This is a genomic window from Labrys sp. KB_33_2 (assembly GCF_052114505.1).
Taxonomy (GTDB): domain Bacteria; phylum Pseudomonadota; class Alphaproteobacteria; order Rhizobiales; family Labraceae; genus Labrys.
On sequence record NZ_JBFREW010000001.1, the window covers coordinates 307,965 to 327,776 of the forward strand.

Sequence of the window (19,812 nt, forward strand, 5' to 3'; positions counted from 1 at the left end):
ACGGTGCGTCGATCAGGCAAGCGGATGCCGATCTGGAGATCGGCACACCGGGCTTCGCGCGGCGGTCCCAGGAGCGCTTCTCGCCCTTCTTCTCCTGTCATCGCCTGCCTTTGCCGGCGATGCCGTGAAAGGCAAGGCTGGCTTTACCCGTTGCGCGGCCTGCCATCGGGTCGGCGAGGGCGCCAAGAACGTGGTCGGACCCCAACTCAACGGCATTGTCGGACGCCCCGCCGCCTCCGCGCCGGATTATGTCTATTCGCAAGCGCTGAAGACGTCGGGCAAGATTTGGGACGAGGCCTCTTTGCGCCTCTTCCTTGCCCACCCTTCGGCTGTCGTTCCCGGTACCAAGATGACCTTTGCCGGTATTCGCGATGACGCGACGGTGGATGATGTCATCGCCTATCTCGCGACCTTCGACGCGGAAGGAAAAGCCAAGCCATGAGCCGTCCGCTCCAGAATCGCGTCACGCCATTCGGTGAGATCGTTGCCATGACGGCACGTGGCACGATGATGGGCATTCGCGGAGGCCGCATCCATGACGAGACCAAGCGCCTGACGCGCCGACGCTGGACCTCCAAGCGCTGGATCTGCTGCGAGCTCTCTTTCAAGGGGCGCTGGCGGGAGGTCATGGGCCCCGGCTACACGCATTTGTTCTTCCTGGATGAGGTTACGGCATTGGCCGCCGGGCATCGCCCCTGTTTCGAATGCCGCCGCCCTGACGCGCTCGCCTACCAGGCTGCCTTTCCCGAGCAGGGAGCGGGTGCCGATCGCATGGACGAGATCTTGCATGCCGAGCGTCTCGCTGAACATCGGTTGGAAGACAGCGGGGACCTCCCCGACGGTGCCGTCTGGGCCGATGGCAAGGATGCCTTCACCCGGCGCGAGGGCAGAGTGCTGCACTGGTCGCCCGAAGGCTGGCACGCCGTCCAATGGCAGGATCGACCGGCTCGGCTGCTGACCCCGCCGGCCAGCGTCGCGGCGCTCCGCAACGGCTTCAAGCCGAGATGGCAGGATTGACAAATAATATACGTGTAATACGCGCCTTTATTGAACCAGCCGGAGAAAGTCCGATCCGCTCAGGATCAGGTCTTGCAACCCCTTCTCCCGAAGGACCTTTTTCCCGTGTTCCTGACTGACCGTCCCATTCATCGAATAGATGTCGAGAGGAATGCATTCTCGATCGAGGCGCCCACACAATGTTTTGAGATCTTCTCCGGGGACATGCGTGTCTTCCTGGATTCCGAAGCCGAAATGTATATGTGGGCCGATAAAAAGGGTTGGATTTAGATTTCCCGTCACATCGGCAAGGTGGATGGAGATCGAGGAGAGGTCGCGAATGGATTTGATGACGTCCGAAATGTTTGAATCGCCGTTCAAGCCGTCGAGGGTGATCGCAAAGTTGCCTGTTATGACATCCACCTCGCCTCGGAGATGATTGATATCCTCAAGTTGGAACCACTCGCAGCTCGGTTCTGAGCCAAAGTCGAGCTGCAACTCCAGGCGCCCATATCCCCAATAGTCCGGAACTGGACGAAAATTCCATTCGTCTTTCGCAACCCACCATTTCGGTGGTCCGAGCAAGTCTATGACTTGTTGGATGCCGACGCCCGGATAGAGGGGGCCGAGCTTTCCCGAATTAAGGAACTCGACCAGAGAGGCTAAGTACGCCACTGATTATTCTAGTCCGCCAGCGCTGCCGAAATCCGCTTGTTCAGTTCTTCCGGATTGACCAAGGCGAGGGCTCCGCGGGTCTTGCTGACCAGACCTTCCTTCTCCAGCGCCGAAAGTTCGCGGGAAACGGCTTCGCGGCGGCAGCCGATGCGGGCGGCGAGGTCGTGATGGAAGGGGGGCGGTGAGAGCACGCGCTGTCCGGGATGGCTGGCGCGGGGCTGCGAGAGGCGGATGAGTTCGGCATAGAGCCGGTGCTTGGTCTGCAGGAAGGAATGCTCGGCGAGCTTGGTGTTGAGGGCTCGCACGCGGCCGGCGAGCAGCAGCAGGATCTGCTTGCACACCGAGGCGTTCTGCGTGAGCATCTCCATGAAGACCGGTCCGGAGATGATGCACATCTGCGAGCGGTTGAGCGCGGTGACGTTGGCCGAGCGCCCGACACCGTCGATGGCCGACAATTCCCCGAAGAACTGCCCGCCGCCGAGTTCGGCCAGAATCACTTCCTTGCCGGTGATGGTGCGGTAGAGCACTCGCACCTTGCCGGAGAGCAGGAAATAGACGTCGTTGGAATTGTCGTCATAGTCGACGACGAGTTCGTTCTCTTCGAACTTGGCCCAGCGTACTCGGCCGTCGAAGGCCTTGATCGTGGCTTCGTCCAACGATTGGAACAATGGAATCTGAGACAGGGTATTCGACATCGTTCCTCCGCTGAAGCGCCTGCCGAGTCCGCCAAATCGCAAAGCGCTTCGGGATCGGAAAGGCGCGTTCATTCCATGAATGTCACGACCGGAATTCGATCGTGGCGGGCCTCCATCGCCGCGCAAAGTGCTTCATGGCGCGCCTCGTGGCAAGCCCGGGCACCCAAGATCGCCGCTACCGGTGTACCAGCCACAGAATTTCCATGGAACGGCAACAGGATCGCGATTTGCCTCGGTGCTTGCGGCACCTTATTTTCGAGGCAACGATTCGGTTCAATCTCTGGAGCAAAGTGCGTTTAAGCGGAAACGCACTTTGCTCTCCCTCTTTGTTCGAACGCGTCTTTGCGGTTCCTGGCGATTCCGCCAAATCGCAAAACGCTATAAGGAAACACGATGTCGAAAACGCGCGTCGCGGTACTGTTCGGTGGGCGCTCGCCGGAGCATGACGTCTCCATCGTTTCAGGTCTGCAGGCGCTCAACGCGCTCGACAGCTCGAAATATGAGGGTTTTCCCGTGTATATCGCGGGGGACGGTGCCTGGTTCACCGGCGATGCCCTGCGCAATCGCGCGAACTACATCCCGGATGAGGAAGCACGGCGCGCGCTGACGCGGGTCGATCTCGACCTGTCGGCTGGCAAGGGGCTTCTGGTTCCGCGCGGCAAGACGGGGCTTTTTGCCAAGAAGCCCGAGCCGATCGAGTTCGACGTCGCCCTGCTCGCCTTCCACGGCAATATCGGCGAGGACGGCCAGATCCAGGGCGTGTTCGAGACGGCGAACGTGCCCTATACCGGCGCCCGCACCATGGCTTCGGCCATCCTGATGGACAAGGCCATTACCAAGCGGGCCTTTGCCGGGCGCGGCATCGTCATGCTCCCGGATGTGGTGGTCTCGCGCCCCGCGACCGGCCTGGTGCCGGACAAGGCGGGCCTGGAAGCCGCGCTCAAGAACATTGCCTTCCCGGTGATCGTCAAGCCGGCGCATCTGGGCTCCTCGATCGGCGTCGCCAGGGCTGAGGACGTCGACACCGTGCGCCAGGTGCTGCCCGGCATCTTCAAGTTCGACACCCACGCGATCATTGAGCCTTTCGTCGAGAATCTGGTCGAATACAATGTCGCCGTGCGCCGCGAGAAGGGCGAGATCGTCACCTCGGCCATCGAGCGGCCGAAGCGCCAGAGCGACCTGCTCGACTTCAAGACCAAATACATGTCCGGTGGCTCCAAGAAGACCGGCGGCAGCAAGCAGCCGGGGGCTTCGAGCCAGGGCATGCTGTCGCTGACGCGCGACATCAATCCCGAACTGCCGGCGGCGCTGGAGAACAATATCCGGCAATGGGCAACGGACGCCTTCGATGCCGTGAACGGCACCGGCGCGCCGCGCATCGATTTCCTGTCCAATGAGCGGACCGGCGAGGTCTGGCTCAACGAGGTCAATCCCTGCCCCGGCTCCTTCGGCTATTTCCTCTGGGAGGCTGCCGCCAAGCCGGTGCTGTTCACAGCTTTGCTCGACCAGCTCATCGAGGAGGCCAAGGTCTGCCATCGCGCCGCCCAACTGCCTGGTGATCCTACGCCGGCGGATGCGCGTTTGTTCAAGCGGTGATTTGGAGCGCGGACGTTCCGTCCGCCTTTTTTCTCCACACGCGTGATGTTTCCAAGAGCGGGCAAGATGCCCGCGCACCCGGGAAATCCTATTTCGGGACTGGAAGTCCGCGCTCCAAGATCGCCGCCCGTACCCGGTCCGGTGTCGCCGGAACTCGGCGCAGCCTGATCCCTGCCGCATCGTGCAGGGCGTTGAGGATGGCTGGCGCGGTGGGAATGAGAGCCTGCTCGCCGACGCCCTTGGCACCGAACGGACCGACAGGTGAGGCATCCTCGATCAGGATCGTCTCCACCGGGGGAACGTCGCCGATGGTGGGGATGAGATAATCGTGCAGGTTCTCGCCACGGCCGGGATGGAACTCCTCCATCAGGGCCAGGCCGAGGCCCTGGGCGACGCCGCCTTCGATCTGGCCCTCCACCAGGGTCGGATTGATGGCGCGGCCGACATCATGGCTGGCGGTGATCTTCAGGACCTTGATCGTGCCGAACTCGCAATCGACCTCGATCTCCGCCATATGGGCGCCGAAGCCGTAGAGAGCATAGGGGTCGCCCTGGCCATCCGCGTCGAGGGGGCTGGTGGGCGGATCGAAGGTCTGTTCGGTCGAGAGGGCATAGCCGAGCTCGTTGGTCGGCAGGTCCGCCAGAGCGAGCGTGCGCACCCTTTCGCCGTCTTCCACCGTGAGCACGGCATCCCCGAAGCGGATCGTGGCAGTCTCGCCGGCATTGGTCTGGCGCAGGATCTGCGCGCGCAGGTCCCGCCCCGCGAGTTCCGCCGCCTTGCCGGTGACGAAGGTCTGGCGAGAGGCCGAGGTCTTGCCGCAATCGGGCGAGAGGTCCGTATCGGCGGAGACGAGGTCGAAGGCCTCCACCGGCGCGCCAAGGGCCTGCGCGCAGATCTGGGGGATCACCGTGTTGGACCCCTGGCCGATATCGACGGCCCCCTGGTGCAATGCCAATCGCCCATCAGGTTTGAGGCCCAGCCGGATGGTGGAGGGATTGGGCAGGGAGGTGTTGCCGCAGCCATACCACATGCCGGCGACGCCCACGCCTCGCCGCAATGGACCCGCCTGCGCGCCATTGAAGGCGGTGGCCTCCTCGCGGGCGCGCCGCCAGGGAGCGCGTAAAGCCTCCAGGCAGGCCTTGATGCCGACGCCCTTGCCAAGCACCTGGCCCGTCACGGTCGGCTGGTCATTGGTGAGGGCGTTGAGGATGCGAAATTCCAGCCTGTCGATACCGAGCCTGTCGGCAAGCTCGTCATAAAGCTGTTCCTGGGCGATCGAGGATTGCGGCACGCCGAAGCCGCGAAAGGCGCCTGCCGGCACCAGATGGGTGTGCACGGCCCTGGCGAGCGCACGATAATGCGGGATGTAATAGGGACCGGAGGCGTGCACCGGCACGCGGTTGGCCACCGTCGGGCCCCAGGAGGAATAGGCGCCGGTGTTGAAATCGCCGGAAAAGTCCATCGCGGTGAGCCTGCCCTCCCGCGAGGCGCCGATCCGCAGCTTCATCCGGGCCGGATGCCGCTTGGTGGTGGTGGCGATCGATTCGGAGCGCGAATAGACCATGCGGACGGGACGATCGAGCTGCCAGGCGGCGACGGCGATGAAGGGCTGGATCGACAGATCGAGCTTGGAGCCGAAGCCGCCGCCGACGGCGGTGGGGATGATGCGCACATTCTCCGGCGGGATGCCGAGGAGGCCGGCGACGTCGTCGCGATCCATATAAGGCGCCTGGGTACAGGCCTGGATCTCGATGCGGTCCCCCACGCGGCGGGCAAAGCCTGCTTCCGGTTCGATATAGGCATGTTCGACGAAGCCGGTCTCGAATTCACCTTCCACCACGACATCGGCCGCGGCAAGGGCGACTTCGACGTCACCGCGCACGACGCGGCCGCGGGTGAGGATGTTACCGGGGCGGGTTGGATGAAGGAGCTCGGTCGAGGCGAGGGCCTCGTCGATGGCCGTGAGGGCGGCGAGCGGCGTCCAGCTGACCGGGAAGGCCGAGAGGTCGAGCGCCTCGACGGCGGCCGGCTCACCCACCACGGCAGCGATGGCCTCGCCGCGAAAACGGGTTTCGCCGCTGGCGAAGACAGGCTGATCCGCAAAGGCCGGGATGACGCCGTAGCAATTGCGGCCGGGGACGTCCCGTGCCGTGAAGACCCTGAGGAGGCCGGGATGCGCGGCGAGGAAGGCGTCGATGTCACCGATCTCGAAGGCAGCGCGATGGTGAGGACTGCGTATGGCCCGTAGCGCCAGGACATCCCGGGGCTTCTCGTCCGCTCCGAAAATGTCACGCCCTTCCACCTTGGCAAGGCCGTCGAGACGATCGATGCGCGAGCCGACAGGGCCCTCGGAGCTGGAAGAAGCGGCGGTTGAAGAGCCACAGGCCACTTCGAGCACTGCGTCGATGATCTTGCGATAGCCGGTGCAGCGGCAGAGGACGCCGCCGAGCGCATCGGCGACAGCGCTTTCGGTGCACGCGCTGCCATCCTGCAGCAAAGCCGTTGCAGCCGTGAGCATGGCGGGCGTGCAGATGCCGCATTGGGCCGCGCCGTGCCGCAGGAAAGAGGCCTGCAAGGCCCGAGTGAGCGGGTTGCTGCGGGTCAGCCCTTCAATGGTATCGACCCGGCGTCCCTCGGCCTGAGCAACCGCAACCAGGCAGGAACAGGTCGCCTCGCCGTCGAGCAGGATCGTGCAGGCCCCACAGTCACCCGCGTCGCAGCCGACTTTGGTGCCCGTCAGCCCGAATGTCTCGCGCAGGACCTGACTGAGGCGGGCGCCGGGCGTCGCGGCGATGGTGGCGGCCCCGCCGTTGAGCGTGAAGCCGGGCAGCTTCTGGTCCATCCCGCCTCTCCTTATTGTAGGGCCGCATCGAGTGTACGGGCGATCAAGGTTCTCACCACATCCCGCCGATAGTCCGCGCTGGCTCTGACGTCGTCGATCGGTGCCAGGCCGGCGAGATGCTCCGGCCGGATCGCCGCACCCAGGCCAGGCTCCGCCTTGGTGCCGATCAGGGCAGTCTCCAGGGCGTTCAGGCGCCGGGCGACTTCCGAACAGGCGCCGACGGCAATACGTGCATCGCGAATGATACCCCTGTCATCGCAAGCGAGGATGACGGCAACCATCGCAATGGAGATGACCAGATATTTGCGGGCCCCGAGCTTCAGGAAGGCCGAGCGGGCCGTCTCGATGCAGCGCGGTACCAGGATGGCGCTCACCAATTCGTCGGGCCGTCGGGCCGTCTTGCGATAGCCCGTGATGAAATCGGCCAAAGGGAGTTCGCGCCTGCCCGCCGCCGAGCGCAGTTCGACGCGCGCATCGAGGGCGAGCAGAGGCGGTACGCCGTCCGCGGCCGGGGAGGCGTTGCATAGATTGCCGGCTATGGTTCCTGCATTCTGGATTTGGATTGCGCCGACTTCGCGGGCGGCTTGCTGCAGGGCGCGCAAGGCTGGCGGCAGCGTTGCCCTGGTGATGGTGGACCAACTGGTGCGCGCGCCGATGCGAATGACATCGGCGCCAAGATCGATGCCCGACAGGCCTTCGACGGCGGAAAGATCGAGCACGGGGCCAGTGAGCGGTCTGTCGCCGAGTGCGGGGAAGATGTCGGTGCCGCCGGCGAGAATACGCATCGGCTCGGCCGCGAGGGCCGCGCAGGCTTCGTTCACCGTTCTGGGGCGCAGATACATCCCACCTCGCGACGCAGTGAGAAATTGTTAGTGTACAAATAAATTATCGAGGTCCGGGGTCATGTCAAGTGAAGGTTGACGGATGGGAGCCGCGGACCCGCCCGTCAACGCCCAACCCTACAAACCGAGGCTTTTCCGCACAGCTGGCAATCCGGACTGCCCGCCAAAGGCGGTGACGCCGGCGAGCCAGGCTTCCAGCATAGCAGGATTAGCCTTGAGATATTTCTCCGCCGCCGTCGGGCCGTCCAGACCATCGCCGGTGATCATCTGCATCATCTGGTTTTCGAGTTCGACCGTGAACTTTAGATTGGCGATGAAACGGGCGGCATTCGGGCACTGTTCAGCCCAGCCAGCCCGCACATTGGTGTAAACGACGGCTTTGCCGTAATCAGGCCCGAAGGTATCGTCGCCGCCGGCAAGATAGCGGATCTTGAAGTTGACGTTCATCGGATGCGGCGCCCAGGCCAGGAATACCATGTCCTCATGGCGCGCGACGGCCCCCTGGAGTTGGGCCAGCATGCCCTGCTCGGAGGATTCGACCACCTGGAAGCCTTTCAGGCCGTTCTTGTTGGCGTCGATCAGGCCCTGCACCAGGCGATTGCCATTATTGCCCGGTTCGATGCCATAGAGCTTGCCTTGAAGGCTGTCCCGAAACCTGGCGATGTCGGCAAAGTCGTGCAGGCCCTTGTCATAGGTGTACTCGGGCACGGCAAGGGTATATTTCGCGCCCACCGGCAGATTGGCGCCGATGACCGTAATGGATTTGTCCTCAAGATAGGGCTTGCGGTCATTTTCCATGCTTGGTTGCCAGTCACCGAGATAGACGTCGATATCCTTGGCCTTCATCGAGGCATAGGTGACCGGGATGGAGAGTACGGTCGTCTCCGGCTGATAGCCCAGCCCCTTGAGGATGGATGAGGCGATGGCGGTGGTCGAGGTGATGTCGGTCCAGCCGACATCGGAGAACCGCACCGCCTTGCAGCTTTCCGGTTCGCCCGCAAAGGCAGGCGCGGAAAAGCCCACCAGCAGGCCGGCAATGGCGAATGCTTTACCAAGATAATTCATGTCACCCCTCCTGGGGCCAATAGGCCCTCATCCGTCATTGGCCCCGCCGCCCTACGTGGCGCGCTGGGACCCCGAACAGGGATGCAGGGGGAAGACAGGACATCGGGGGCGCGGGCCTTCAGCCAAGCACAGTACCCGCGTACCGACTATGTGACCGGGGGCACCCTTGTGGCACAGGACAAGGCACTGCTACGCTGAAGCGGGCCGTATTGGTGGCTCCGCCGTCGTTTCGATGAGAGCGGCGTTCGTCCGCCCGTAAGCAGAGTTTCTTGGCGAGGCCCGATCAGGAGGAATCTGCTTAGCCGCGACCGGCCGTCAAGCCCCCTCGATCACCGGCACCTTCGTCGCCGGCGGCGTGTTGCGGCTGCGCTGGGTGCGCACCACGCCGTCGATCACGGTCATGCCGATGCCGGGCAGGTCGCCGAACTCGATGCTTTCAAGCAGGTTCTTGCCCGCCGAATGCTGGGCCTTGTCCATCAGCACGAAATCTGCAGCCCGGCCCACTTCGATCAGCCCGCAATCGAGGGAGCGCATGCGCGCGGTATTGCCGGTGGCAAAGCACAGGGCGATCTCTGCCGGCACATCGCCGAGCGAGGACAGCATCGAGACCATGCGCAGGATGCCGAGCGGCTGCACACCCGAGCCGGCCGGCGCATCCGTGCCGAGAATGACGCGTTCGAGCTGGTTCATCTCGCGCGCGGTGCGCAGCGTGTAGAGGGCGGCCCGTTCATTGCCATTGTGCACCAGTTCCAGGCCGCGGCCGCAGCCCTCGCAGATGCAGCGGATCTGGTCGAGGGGCAGGGCGGTATGCCCACCATTGATGTGGCCGATCACATCGGTGTCGGCCTCCAGCACGACGTCCTTGTCGATCAGGCCCGAACCGGGGATCGAGGGGCCACCGGTATGGATGGTCGACTGGATGCCGTATTTGCGGGCCCAGCCCACCATCCTGCGCGCGGTCGGGCCGTCCTTGACGCCGCCGAGACCGACTTCGCCGAGCAGTTTCACGCCGGCGGCGGCGAGTTCCCGGAAATCGTCCTCGACCATGTCGGGCTCGATCACCGGCGCACCGGCATGGATCTTCACGCCGCTGGGCCGGAAGGCCGAGAAGGTGCGCTGGGCATAAACAGCCATTGCCTTGAGGCCGATGACATCCCTGGGGCGGCCGGGCGTGTGCACCTCGCCGGCGGATATCATGGTGGTGACGCCGCCATGGAGGTTGGATTCGATCCAGCCGAGCTGGTTCTGCCGCGGCGTCCAATCCCCGGCGACGGGATGGACATGGCTGTCGATCAGGCCGGGTGTAACAGCGGTGCCGGAGGCGTCGATCACGCTGGCGGCGCCGGAAAGGTCGAGATCCCTCGCCTTGCCGATAGCGGCGATGCGGCCACCGACCGCCACGATCGTATCGGCATCGAGGATGGGATTGGCGATGTCACCGCTCAAGAGCAGGCCGATATTGCGGATGACAAGCTTGTCATTGGCACCGCCGGCCTTGGCTTCCTCATGCGCCATGATGCGCTCCTCCCGAATTGTTCAAGATCGTTAGTCTACAAACAATTTGGGAGAGCTCAAGCCTGTGCCCCACACAATCGCTGGCAAGGGAAGCAGCGATTGCGAGGGGTATCAGCCGGTCTCTTCGTCTTCCTTCGCTTCCTCTGCCGCGTCGATGGCTTCCTTGTTCAGGGTGACGCCAACCGTGTCCGGGCGTTCCAGCGGCTCGGGCTTCATCAGGCGCTTGGAATTGACCAGGTCCATGCCGGCATAGATGCCGCCTTGCTGCTGCGCCACGATGCGTCTTGCGTCGCGGTCACGCACGTCCTCGATGATCTCCTCGGCCTCGATATTGTCGATACCGAGGGCTTCCAGGGTCGATCGCCCGAAGGCGAGGGCGCTCTCATAGGTCTCGCGCATGTGGAAGTCGACGCCGGCGCTCAGCAGGGCCAGCACGTGCTGGCGATCATAGGCGCGGGAATAGACTTCGGTGAGCGGAAATTCGGCCTTGATCATTTCGACGATCTTCACCGCCGTGGCGCGGTCATCGATCGCCACGCAGATCACGCGGGCCTCGCCGGCCCCGGCCGCGCGCAGCACGTCCAGCCGGCCGCCATCGCCGAAATAGACCTTGGCACCGAAGCGGGCGGCGACGTCGATCATCTCGACATCCTTGTCGATGATGGTCGTCTCGATGTCGGCGGTGCGCAGGACCTGGGAGACGACCTGGCCAAAGCGGCCGAAGCCGATGACCAGGGCCTTGCCGTGAGCGTCGGAATAATCCTCCTCCCGGGTCAGCTCAGCCGGGGCGAAACGCGTGAGCAGGCGTTCGGATCCGGCTGCGATCAGGGGGCCGAACAGCATGGTGAATGCAGCCAGTGCCTTGACGAATCCGGCCTGCTCGCCCTGGAGGAAACCGTAGGAAAGCCCGAGCGGGATCAGTACGAAAGCGAATTCGCCGGCGGGCGAGAGCAGGATGCCGGAGCGGATGGCATCGAGCCTGGTGGAGCCGGTGAGGCGGAAGACGGCGGCGACCGAGACCGATTTGACCAGGATGAGGCCGAGGGCGGCGATCACCAAAGCCAGCCAGTGCTGCAGCACCAGCGCGCCATTGATGTCCATGCCCACGCTCATGAAGAACAGGCCGAGCAAGAGACCGCGGAAGGGCTCGATGTCGGCCTCGAGTTCGTGGCGGAAATTCGATTCGGCCAGCAGCACGCCGGCGAGGAAGGCGCCGAGCGCCATCGACATGCCCGCCCACTGCATCAGGAGGGCGGTGCCGAGCACCAGCAGCAGGGCCGCGGCCGTCATCACCTCGCGGGCATCGGTGGTGGCGAGGATGCGGAACAGCGGGTTGAGCAGATAGCGGCCCGCCAGCACCACCACGGCAATCGAGCCGACCATGATGCCGGTGCGCAGCCAGCCGCCGCCTTCACTGGCGACGTGGCTGGCCTCGACGGCGAAAAGCGGGATGAGCGCCAGGATCGGCACCACCGACATATCCTGGAACAGCAGGACGGCGAAGCTGCGCTGGCCATAGGGTGCCTGCAATTCGCCGCGTTCGCCCAGAACCTGCAAGGCGATCGCCGTAGCGGAGAGAGCCAAGGCAATGCCGGTGAGCGCAGCTCCCATCACCGACAGACCGAATGCGTTGGCGATGCCGCCGATCACGAGGGCGCAGACCAGAAGCTGCAGGCCGCCGAGGCCGAAAATATCCTTGCGCATCGCCAGAAGGCGCGAGAGCTGCAACTCGAGCCCGATGACGAAAAGCAGCAGGACGATGCCAATCTCGCCGATATGCTGAATGGTGACGGTGTCGGTGAACAGCGCGAAGCCGGAGGGGCCGATGGCGAGCCCGGCGATCAGATAGCCGAGAATGGCGCCGAAACCGATGCGCTTGAAGATGGGTACCGCGACGACCGCGGCGCCGAGGAAGAGCAGAAGGCTGGGAAGAAAACTGGCGTTGGAATGTTCCATGAGCCTTCATGCAATTGGAGAGCGGTCAGGTCAATTCCTTGGGGACGACCAGTGTCCGGAAAGGGATCGGAGGTACTTGGAGGATGGTAGAAAAAAGAGAGGAGGTCTCCCAGATTTAATCTCCTCGGAGGCCGGTTCAAGGGCAGCCGTTGATCGGTCTGCTCACGGAAAAGAAAAAGGGCGGTACCTTGCGGCACCGCCCTTCGTCAAGCCAGAGAGGAAGCCGGACTTAGAAGTCCATGCCGCCCAATCAAGTCCGGCTTGCCGGACTTGATGATCTTTCGCTTTTGGGCGAATGGACTTCTTAGAAGTCCATGCCGCCCATGCCACCGCCCGGCATTGCCGGAGCAGCAGCGCCCTTGTCCTTCGGCGCTTCGCCGATCATCGCTTCCGTGGTGATCAGGAGCGAAGCCACCGAAGCGGCGTCCTGCAGCGCGGTGCGCACGACCTTGGCCGGATCGACGATGCCCTTCTCGAGCAGGTCAACATATTCCTCGTTCTGCGCGTCGAAACCGAAGGTCTTCGACTTGTTCTCGAGGATCTTGCCGACGACGATCGAGCCTTCGACGCCCGAGTTCTCGCAGATCTGCCGGATCGGGGCTTCGAGAGCCTTCTCGACGATCTTGATGCCGGCGCGGATGTCGGAGTTGTCGGAGGTCAGCTTCGAAACCGCAGCCTTGGCGCGGAGCAGAGCCGTGCCGCCGCCGGGAACGATGCCTTCCTGAACGGCCGCGCGGGTGGCGTTCAGAGCGTCATCAACGCGGTCCTTCTTCTCCTTGACTTCCACTTCGGTGGAACCACCGACGCGGATGACGGCAACGCCGCCGGCGAGCTTGGCCAGGCGCTCCTGGAGCTTCTCGCGGTCGTAGTCGGAGGTGGTCTCTTCGATCTGAGCCTTGATCTGAGCGACGCGACCTTCGATGTCCTTCTTCTTGCCGGCGCCGTCGACAACCGTCGTCTTTTCCTTCTCGATCGTCACCTTCTTGGCGCGGCCGAGCATCTGGAGCGTGACGGTTTCGAGCTTGATGCCGAGGTCGTCGGAGATCACCTGGCCGCCCGTGAGGATGGCGATGTCTTCCAGCATGGCCTTGCGGCGGTCGCCGAAGCCCGGAGCCTTGACGGCGGCGATCTTCAGGCCACCACGCAGCTTGTTGACGACGAGGGTGGCGAGAGCTTCGCCTTCGACGTCTTCAGCGACGATGAGGAGGGGCTTGCCGGTCTGCACGACGGCTTCGAGCACCGGCAGCATGGCCTGGAGGCCCGAGAGCTTCTTCTCGTGGATGAGGATATAGGGATCCTCGAGGTCCGCGATCATCTTCTCGGCATTGGTGATGAAGTAGGGCGACAGGTAGCCGCGGTCGAACTGCATGCCTTCGACGATGTCGACTTCGGTGTCGAGGCTCTTGGCCTCTTCGACCGTGATCACGCCCTCATTGCCGACCTTCTGCATGGCCTTGGCGATTTCGCCGCCGATGAAGGCGTCGCCATTGGCCGAGATCGTGCCGACCTGGGCGATTTCAGCCGAGTTCGCGACCTTCTTGGAGCGGTCAGCGATGTCCTTGATGGCAGCGGTGACGGCGAGGTCGATGCCGCGCTTGAGGTCCATCGGGTTCATGCCGGCGGCAACGGCCTTGGCACCTTCGCGGACGATGGCCTGGGCCAGCACGGTAGCGGTGGTGGTGCCGTCGCCAGCGGTGTCGTTGGTCTTGGAGGCGACCTCACGCACCATCTGGGCGCCCATGTTCTCGAACTTGTCAGCGAGCTCGATCTCCTTGGCGACGGTGACGCCGTCCTTGGTGATGCGGGGTGCGCCGAACGACTTTTCGATCACGACGTTACGGCCCTTCGGGCCGAGCGTGACCTTGACGGCATTGGCGAGAATGTCCACGCCGCGCAGCATCTTGTCGCGCGCTTCCGTGGAGAATTTAACTTCCTTGGCAGCCATTTGGGTGTCCTCAGAATGAATGGGGAGATGGTAGCTGCCGTTTAGGCAACGATACCCATGATGTCGGATTCCTTCATGATGAGGTAATCCTCACCATCGAGCTTGATCTCGGTGCCCGACCACTTGCCGAACAGCACGCGATCACCAGCCTTGACATCGAGGGGAGTGAGCTTGCCGGAATCATCGCGGCCACCGGGGCCGACGGCGATGACCTTGCCCTCCTGGGGCTTTTCCTTGGCGGTGTCAGGAATGATGATGCCGCCCTTGGACTTTTCCTCGGCATCGACGCGCTGTACGACCACGCGGTCGTGGAGCGGACGGAACTTCATGTTGGTCTTCCTCTTGTGCGAGGGGCTAGGCCCCTTGGTCCACATCGAAGGGATTTTATGAAAGATCGTTAGCACTCATTGAATGCGAGTGCTAACGACTGACCCGGATTTAGTCAGCCCCCTCGGGACTGTCAAGGAGCGCGCCCGTAAACAATTTTAGCCAAAGCGAATTTGGTGAATGGCGCGCCCGAAGCATTTTGCGATTGGACGCGGACGCCGCGCCTCGCAAAGACCCATCGAAACAGCAAATTAGGGCAAAACAAGCGTTCTCGCCTGAACGCGCTTTGCTCTATGCCGCGCGAGCCCGTGGGACGCTGAAAGTTGCAAACAGGCAGGCGGCCATGATCAGCGTGGCGCCGGCGAGCGTCCAGTTCGTCGGCACTTCGGAGAAGATATAGTAGCCAAAGATCATCGCCCAGACGAAGGCGGTATATTCCATGATGCCGAGCCGTGCGGCATGGCCGCGCGCATAGGCCCAGGCCAGGCAGAGATGGCCGAATGTGCCGAACAGGCCGACGGTGGCGGTAATCAGCCAATGTTCCAGCTTGACCGGCTGCCATTGCCACAGGCCGGCCGGCAGCACGAACAGGAAGGCGAAGCAATTGGAGAGCATCACGATGGTCAGCGTCGAATCCTGGCTCGACTGCTGACGCATCAGCACCATGGAGAGAGCGTAGAAGAAAGCGCAGCCGAGCGCCGCCAGGAGGCCGATCACGTCGAAGGCATGGGCCTGGCTGGCCTCCTGGCCGCGAGCAATCACCAGCACGCCGGCAAAGCCGACGAGGATGGCCACCAGCGCCCGCACGGCGATCGCCTCCTTCAGGATGATGCGCCCCAGCACGGCCATCAGCAGCGGGGCGAGGAAGGTGAGCGTGATTGCCTCGACCAGCGGCAGCCGCGAAATCGCCGTGAAGAAACAGGCCGCCGTCGCCAGGACTACCACGGCGCGCAGGGCGTTGCGCTTGAGCGCTGCGGGACTGGGACGGCCCTTGGCAAAGAGCAGGTAGATCACCAATGCGACCACGGCCCCGGCGCCATAGCGCATGGTGATGGCCTGCATCAGCGGGTAGGTGGTCGAGATCACCTTCATGCCGGTGTCGAGAAAGGCCAGGAAGGTGACGCCCAGCCCCGACATCAGGATGGGGCGCAACGACGCCTCGTTCCTCATGGCCGCACCTTCGGGGCGACGGCTAAGCAGAGTTTCCTGGCGCGGCCCACGGATGGGTCTCGCCAGGAAACGCTGCAAATGTTTGATATCTTGTAGATTCCTCCTGATCGGACCCGTGGCCCGATCAGGAGGAATCTGCTTGGGCCACGATATGCGCAGGCGCGGCTTGTCGGCGGCCCGACAGCGGTGCCGCCACCGTTACGGGCTGCGCGGATCTCGATATCGGGCAAAAACACGGGAACAACCGCTGCGTGTCAGGAAATCTTGTTTCCTTTCATTAATGAGGAAGGGGGTGAATCGTCCATTGGGCGGCGAAAATATTTCTCGGCTTCGCTTCCTTTCCGCGACCGGATTCTTTCCCACGCGTTTGGCGGGAAACACTTTCCAGCAATCGAAGCAAGACGGGCCGATGGCTTGCTCCTATGCTTGGTGCGTGAGATTGCGATGCGTGCGAAAGCGCAAGGACCCGCGACCAATCGCCGTCTTTACTGTCCATCCTGGTGCATCGGCCCAAAATTCGGGTTATGACTGGGCTAGATTGGAAGAGTTCGAAGCGAGCATTGGCTTCTTCGGTCAGCGTCGCCGGGTTTGGGGCAGGCCCCGTAAATCCGGTTCAAGGCGAGTTTGGGTTGAGATGATGAACTACACCGCGATTTTCGAAACGGCTGTCGACGCTCTCCGGCGTGAGAAGCGCTATCGTGTCTTCGCCGATATCGAACGGATCGCCGGGCGTTTTCCCCACGCCCTCTGGCATGCGCCCGAAGGCTCGCGCGAAATCGTGGTGTGGTGTTCCAACGATTATCTCGGCATGGGGCAGCACCCCGGCTCGATCGCCGCCATGGTCGAGGCCGCGCAGCATCTGGGCGTCGGCGCCGGCGGTACCCGCAACATCTCGGGCAACAGCCACCAGGTGGTGACGCTGGAGCGCGAGCTTGCCGATCTCCACGGCAAGCAAGCCGCATTGGTCTTCACCTCCGGCTATGTTTCGAACCAGACTGGCATTTCCACCCTCGGCAGGCTGCTGCCTGATGGTCTGATCCTGTCAGACCAGCTCAACCACAATTCGATGATCGAGGGCGTACGGCAATCGGGCCGCGAGAAGGTGATCTTCCGCCACAACGATCTCGACCATCTCGAAGACCTCCTGCGCAAGGCTGGCAAGGAGCGTCCCAAGCTGATCGTCTTCGAGAGCGTCTATTCCATGGATGGAGACGTCGCGCCGATCGGACGGATCTGCGATCTGGCCGCGCGCTACAATGCCATGACCTATCTGGACGAGGTTCATGCCGTGGGCATGTATGGCCCGCGCGGCGGCGGTATCGCCGAGCGTGACGGTCAGATGGGACGCGTCGACGTGATCGAGGGCACGCTCGCCAAGGCGTTCGGCACGCTCGGTGGCTATATCGCTGCGAATGCCCCCATCATTGACGCCGTGCGCTCACATGCACCGGGCTTTATCTTTACCTCGGCGCTGCCGCCGGCCGTGGCAGCGGCGGCTCAGGCCTCCGTCCGTCATCTCAAGGCCTCGCAGAGCGAGCGCGCGGCCCAGCAGGCCAATGCGGCCCGCACCAAGGCGGCGCTGGCCAATGCCGGCCTGCCGGTAACGATTTCCGAAACCCATATCGTGCCGGTGATCGTGGGCGATGCCGAACGCTGCAAGGCTGCCAGCGATCTGCTTCTCGCCGAACACGGCATTTACATCCAGCCCATCAACTATCCCACCGTGCCGCGCGGCACCGAGCGCCTGCGCATCACGCCGACACCCTTCCATGGCGAGGAACTGATCGCCGAGTTGACGAAGGCACTGGTGGCGGTGTGGCACAAGCTCGATCTGCCCTTCCGGCTGCGTGCCGCGGCGGAATAAGCCCGCCTCTGAAACTCGGCTTCTCCTTATTGCGAACGGCGTGAAGCACTCCGGCGCGTTGCGAGCGCCTGGCGGCGCTTACGATGACGGCATGGGCCGAGACGGAGCAGCCGGCCGAAAACAAGCCGTGGTGGTAACCATGATTGCTAGCCGAAAAGTTACCATGTTCCGGGAATGGCGCGCCTTGTGGCGCGAAATCAACGGTGAGGCGCCCTGATTCAATCTTTGTTGGCGATTTGCGCACAAACGTTTCGTTACGGCTTCCGGGGGACTGGGGCCGATCGTTCCGGCGTTTGTTGACGTGAGTATCCATGCGCGTACTGGGTCTGCCAGCCATTCTCGTCGCCTGCCTCGCTCTGGCGAGTTGCAGTGCCATCAGCGGCGATCCTGACCGGCCCATCCGGCCGCCGGAGACCACGGGCTCGGTTGCTTCCTCCATTCCGGCGCCGCCGGAGCCGGAACCGATCCAGCAGCCACTCCCCGAGGGCGTGCCGCCGGACACGGTGGCCATGGCGTCGCCACCGATTTCCAGGCCGCCACTGCGGCCCGTGACACTCCCCGTCGAGCCCGCGGCAGCGACCATGGCCGCGCCGGTGATCAAGCAGAGCCTGCGCGAGCGCATCTATGGCCGCCGCTTCCGGGATGCCAAGCCGATCAATTTCGGCAAGGCTTCGCCGCGCGCCTTCGCGGTTCACGGTGTCGACGTCTCGCGCTGGCAGGGCGACATCGACTGGCAGACGCTGCGCCAGCAAGGTGCCAACTTCGCCTTCATCAAGGCGACCGATGGCGGCGACCATCTCGATCCCCTCTTCAGGCGCAATTGGCGGGCTTCGCACGAGGCCGGGCTCAGGCGCGGCGCCTATCATTTCTTCTATTGGTGCCGCAGCGGCGCCGAGCAGGCACGCTGGTTCATCCGCAACGTACCGCGTGTCGACGGGGCGCTGCCGCCAGTGCTCGATGTCGAATGGAATGCCGACTCGGCCTGCAAGCGGCGGCCGTCGCCCGCCGAAATCGTTGAAAAGATGCGCGTGTTCCTCACCATGGTGGAACAGCATTACGGCCAGCGACCCATCATCTACACGGCGCCGGGCTTCTATCACGACAATCTGGAAGGCGCCTTCCTGGACTATCCCTTCTGGCTGCGCTCGGTCGCCCAGCATCCTTCCAAGGTGTTCGAAGGCCGGAGATGGATCTTCTGGCAATATTCGGGATCGGGGCTCTCGCATGGTGTCCGCGAGAAGATCGACCTCAACGTCTTCAACGGCAGCGCCGAAGCGTGGTATCGCTGGGTTGATCAGAATACCGGTGGAGGAAGCCCAGGCTCCGACCGTTATGCATCCCGAGAATAGATCACTATTTTAATAGACTTTGACGTTGGTGTGTAAATGATGGATCGTCGGCTCGATCGGATTTCGAGTCGAGGGGCCTTCCAATGCGCATCATCCTTGCCGCCTTTTCCGCCTGCGTCCTGCTTTTAGCCTCCTTCGGTGCGGTCCGGGCGGCCGAGCGCTGGGAGACGCTGCCGCCGACGCCGGCACCCGTCACCAAGGGCAGCTTTGCCGATATCAACGGCATCAAGCTCTATTACGCCACCCTGGGAAAGGGAGCGCCGGTCGTGCTGCTGCATGGCGGCCTCGGCAATTCCGACTATTGGAGCCTGCAGGCCAAGGCCTTGGCGCGCCGTCACAAGGTGATCCTTGTCGACAGCCGCGGCCATGGCCGCTCGAGCCGGGATACCAAGCCCTATGGCTATGACCTGATGGCCGATGACGTGGTCGCCCTGCTCGACAAGCTCAAGATCAAGCGGGCCGATGTCGTCGGCTGGAGCGACGGCGCCATTCTCGGCATCGATCTCGCCATCCGTCATCCCGACCGCGTCGGCAAGATCTTCGCCTTCGCGGCGAACACCGTGACCTCCGGTGTCAAGGACGGGGTCGACAAGAATCCTACCTTCGCCGCCTATATCGAACGGGCCGGCAAGGAATATGCCAAGCTGTCGCAGACCCCGAAGGAGTATGAGGCCTTCGTCGGCCAGATCAGCCAGATGTGGGCGACACAGCCGAGCTGGACCGATGTGCAGCTCAAGGCGATCAAGACGCCGGTGCTGGTTGTTGATGGCGATCGTGACGAGGCGATCAAGCGCGAGCATACCGAATACATCGCCGCCACCATCCCCGGCGCCGGCCTTTTGATCCTGCCCAATGCCAGTCACTTCGCCTTCCTGCAGGATCCGGCCCTGTTCAATGCGGCGTTGATCGGGTTCCTCGACGGGAAATGAGCACGGGCTTGCCAAGCCCTGCTCATGCCTAAAATGCTTCCCGCCC

16 protein-coding genes are annotated in these 19,812 nt (G+C 63.3%); 6 read left to right on the plus strand and 10 right to left on the minus strand.

Going from position 1 to position 19,812, the window contains the following annotated elements; translation table 11 throughout:
• Positions 1-124 precede the first annotated feature (124 nt).
• Positions 125-442 carry a c-type cytochrome gene (locus tag AB4037_RS01485; RefSeq protein ID WP_434957840.1) on the plus strand — a complete coding sequence of 106 codons (318 nt, stop codon included), beginning with the start codon at positions 125-127 and terminating at the stop codon, positions 440-442.
• On the plus strand, positions 439-1,017 hold the full coding sequence (locus tag AB4037_RS01490) for a hypothetical protein (RefSeq protein ID WP_441770295.1): 579 nt from the start codon (positions 439-441) through the stop codon (positions 1,015-1,017). The genes AB4037_RS01485 and AB4037_RS01490 overlap by 4 nt, the downstream gene beginning before the upstream one ends.
• Before the next feature lie 27 nt (positions 1,018-1,044).
• On the opposite strand, the gene AB4037_RS01495 is transcribed toward AB4037_RS01490, so the two are convergent.
• Together AB4037_RS01495 and AB4037_RS01500 are read right to left on the minus strand one after the other, a co-directional pair.
• The gene (locus AB4037_RS01495) at positions 1,045-1,671 is read right to left on the minus strand and encodes a hypothetical protein (protein ID WP_441770296.1); all 627 of its coding nucleotides are present in this window, start codon (positions 1,669-1,671) and stop codon (positions 1,045-1,047) included.
• An 8-nt stretch (positions 1,672-1,679) separates the two neighbouring features.
• Positions 1,680-2,366, minus strand: coding sequence for a Crp/Fnr family transcriptional regulator (locus tag AB4037_RS01500; protein WP_434957837.1), 687 nt, complete (start codon positions 2,364-2,366; stop codon positions 1,680-1,682).
• Positions 2,367-2,759: 393 nt separating this feature from the next.
• On the opposite strand from AB4037_RS01500, the gene AB4037_RS01505 reads away from it, so the two are divergent.
• The gene (locus AB4037_RS01505; protein ID WP_441770297.1) at positions 2,760-3,962 is read left to right on the plus strand and encodes a hypothetical protein; all 1,203 of its coding nucleotides are present in this window, start codon (positions 2,760-2,762) and stop codon (positions 3,960-3,962) included.
• An 88-nt stretch (positions 3,963-4,050) separates the two neighbouring features.
• Here AB4037_RS01505 and AB4037_RS01510 read toward each other — a convergent pair whose 3' ends face one another.
• From AB4037_RS01510 to AB4037_RS01545, 8 genes are all read right to left on the minus strand, one after another.
• Positions 4,051-6,804, minus strand: a complete 2,754-nt coding sequence (locus tag AB4037_RS01510; protein WP_441770298.1) for a molybdopterin-dependent oxidoreductase — start codon at positions 6,802-6,804, stop codon at positions 4,051-4,053.
• 11 nt (positions 6,805-6,815) lie between these two features.
• Entirely contained in the window at positions 6,816-7,646 is an 831-nt protein-coding gene (locus AB4037_RS01515) for an FAD binding domain-containing protein (protein WP_441770299.1), read from the minus strand.
• A gap of 117 nt (positions 7,647-7,763) precedes the next feature.
• A complete protein-coding gene (locus AB4037_RS01520) occupies positions 7,764-8,711 on the minus strand; it encodes a choline ABC transporter substrate-binding protein (RefSeq protein WP_441770300.1) in 948 nt (315 codons plus the stop codon).
• Positions 8,712-9,026: 315 nt separating this feature from the next.
• Positions 9,027-10,226: an amidohydrolase family protein gene (locus AB4037_RS01525; protein WP_434957832.1), complete on the minus strand. Its 1,200-nt coding sequence runs from the start codon at positions 10,224-10,226 to the stop codon at positions 9,027-9,029.
• A gap of 111 nt (positions 10,227-10,337) precedes the next feature.
• A complete protein-coding gene (locus AB4037_RS01530) occupies positions 10,338-12,182 on the minus strand; it encodes a monovalent cation:proton antiporter-2 (CPA2) family protein (protein ID WP_434957831.1) in 1,845 nt (614 codons plus the stop codon).
• Between the two features lie 304 nt (positions 12,183-12,486).
• The gene (groL, locus tag AB4037_RS01535) at positions 12,487-14,127 is read right to left on the minus strand and encodes a chaperonin GroEL (RefSeq protein ID WP_434957830.1); all 1,641 of its coding nucleotides are present in this window, start codon (positions 14,125-14,127) and stop codon (positions 12,487-12,489) included.
• Between the two features lie 41 nt (positions 14,128-14,168).
• Positions 14,169-14,456, minus strand: coding sequence for a co-chaperone GroES (gene groES / locus AB4037_RS01540; protein WP_149253952.1), 288 nt, complete (start codon positions 14,454-14,456; stop codon positions 14,169-14,171).
• A 289-nt stretch (positions 14,457-14,745) separates the two neighbouring features.
• Positions 14,746-15,624, minus strand: coding sequence for a DMT family transporter (locus AB4037_RS01545; protein WP_434957829.1), 879 nt, complete (start codon positions 15,622-15,624; stop codon positions 14,746-14,748).
• Positions 15,625-16,261: 637 nt separating this feature from the next.
• Here AB4037_RS01545 and hemA point away from each other — a divergent pair.
• From hemA to AB4037_RS01560, 3 genes are all read left to right on the plus strand, one after another.
• Positions 16,262-17,488 carry a 5-aminolevulinate synthase gene (gene hemA / locus AB4037_RS01550; protein ID WP_434959691.1) on the plus strand — a complete coding sequence of 409 codons (1,227 nt, stop codon included), beginning with the start codon at positions 16,262-16,264 and terminating at the stop codon, positions 17,486-17,488.
• Positions 17,489-17,799: 311 nt separating this feature from the next.
• Positions 17,800-18,837: a glycoside hydrolase family 25 protein gene (locus tag AB4037_RS01555; protein WP_441770301.1), complete on the plus strand. Its 1,038-nt coding sequence runs from the start codon at positions 17,800-17,802 to the stop codon at positions 18,835-18,837.
• A gap of 83 nt (positions 18,838-18,920) precedes the next feature.
• The gene (locus AB4037_RS01560) at positions 18,921-19,766 is read left to right on the plus strand and encodes an alpha/beta fold hydrolase (RefSeq protein ID WP_441770302.1); all 846 of its coding nucleotides are present in this window, start codon (positions 18,921-18,923) and stop codon (positions 19,764-19,766) included.
• Positions 19,767-19,812 lie beyond the last annotated feature (46 nt).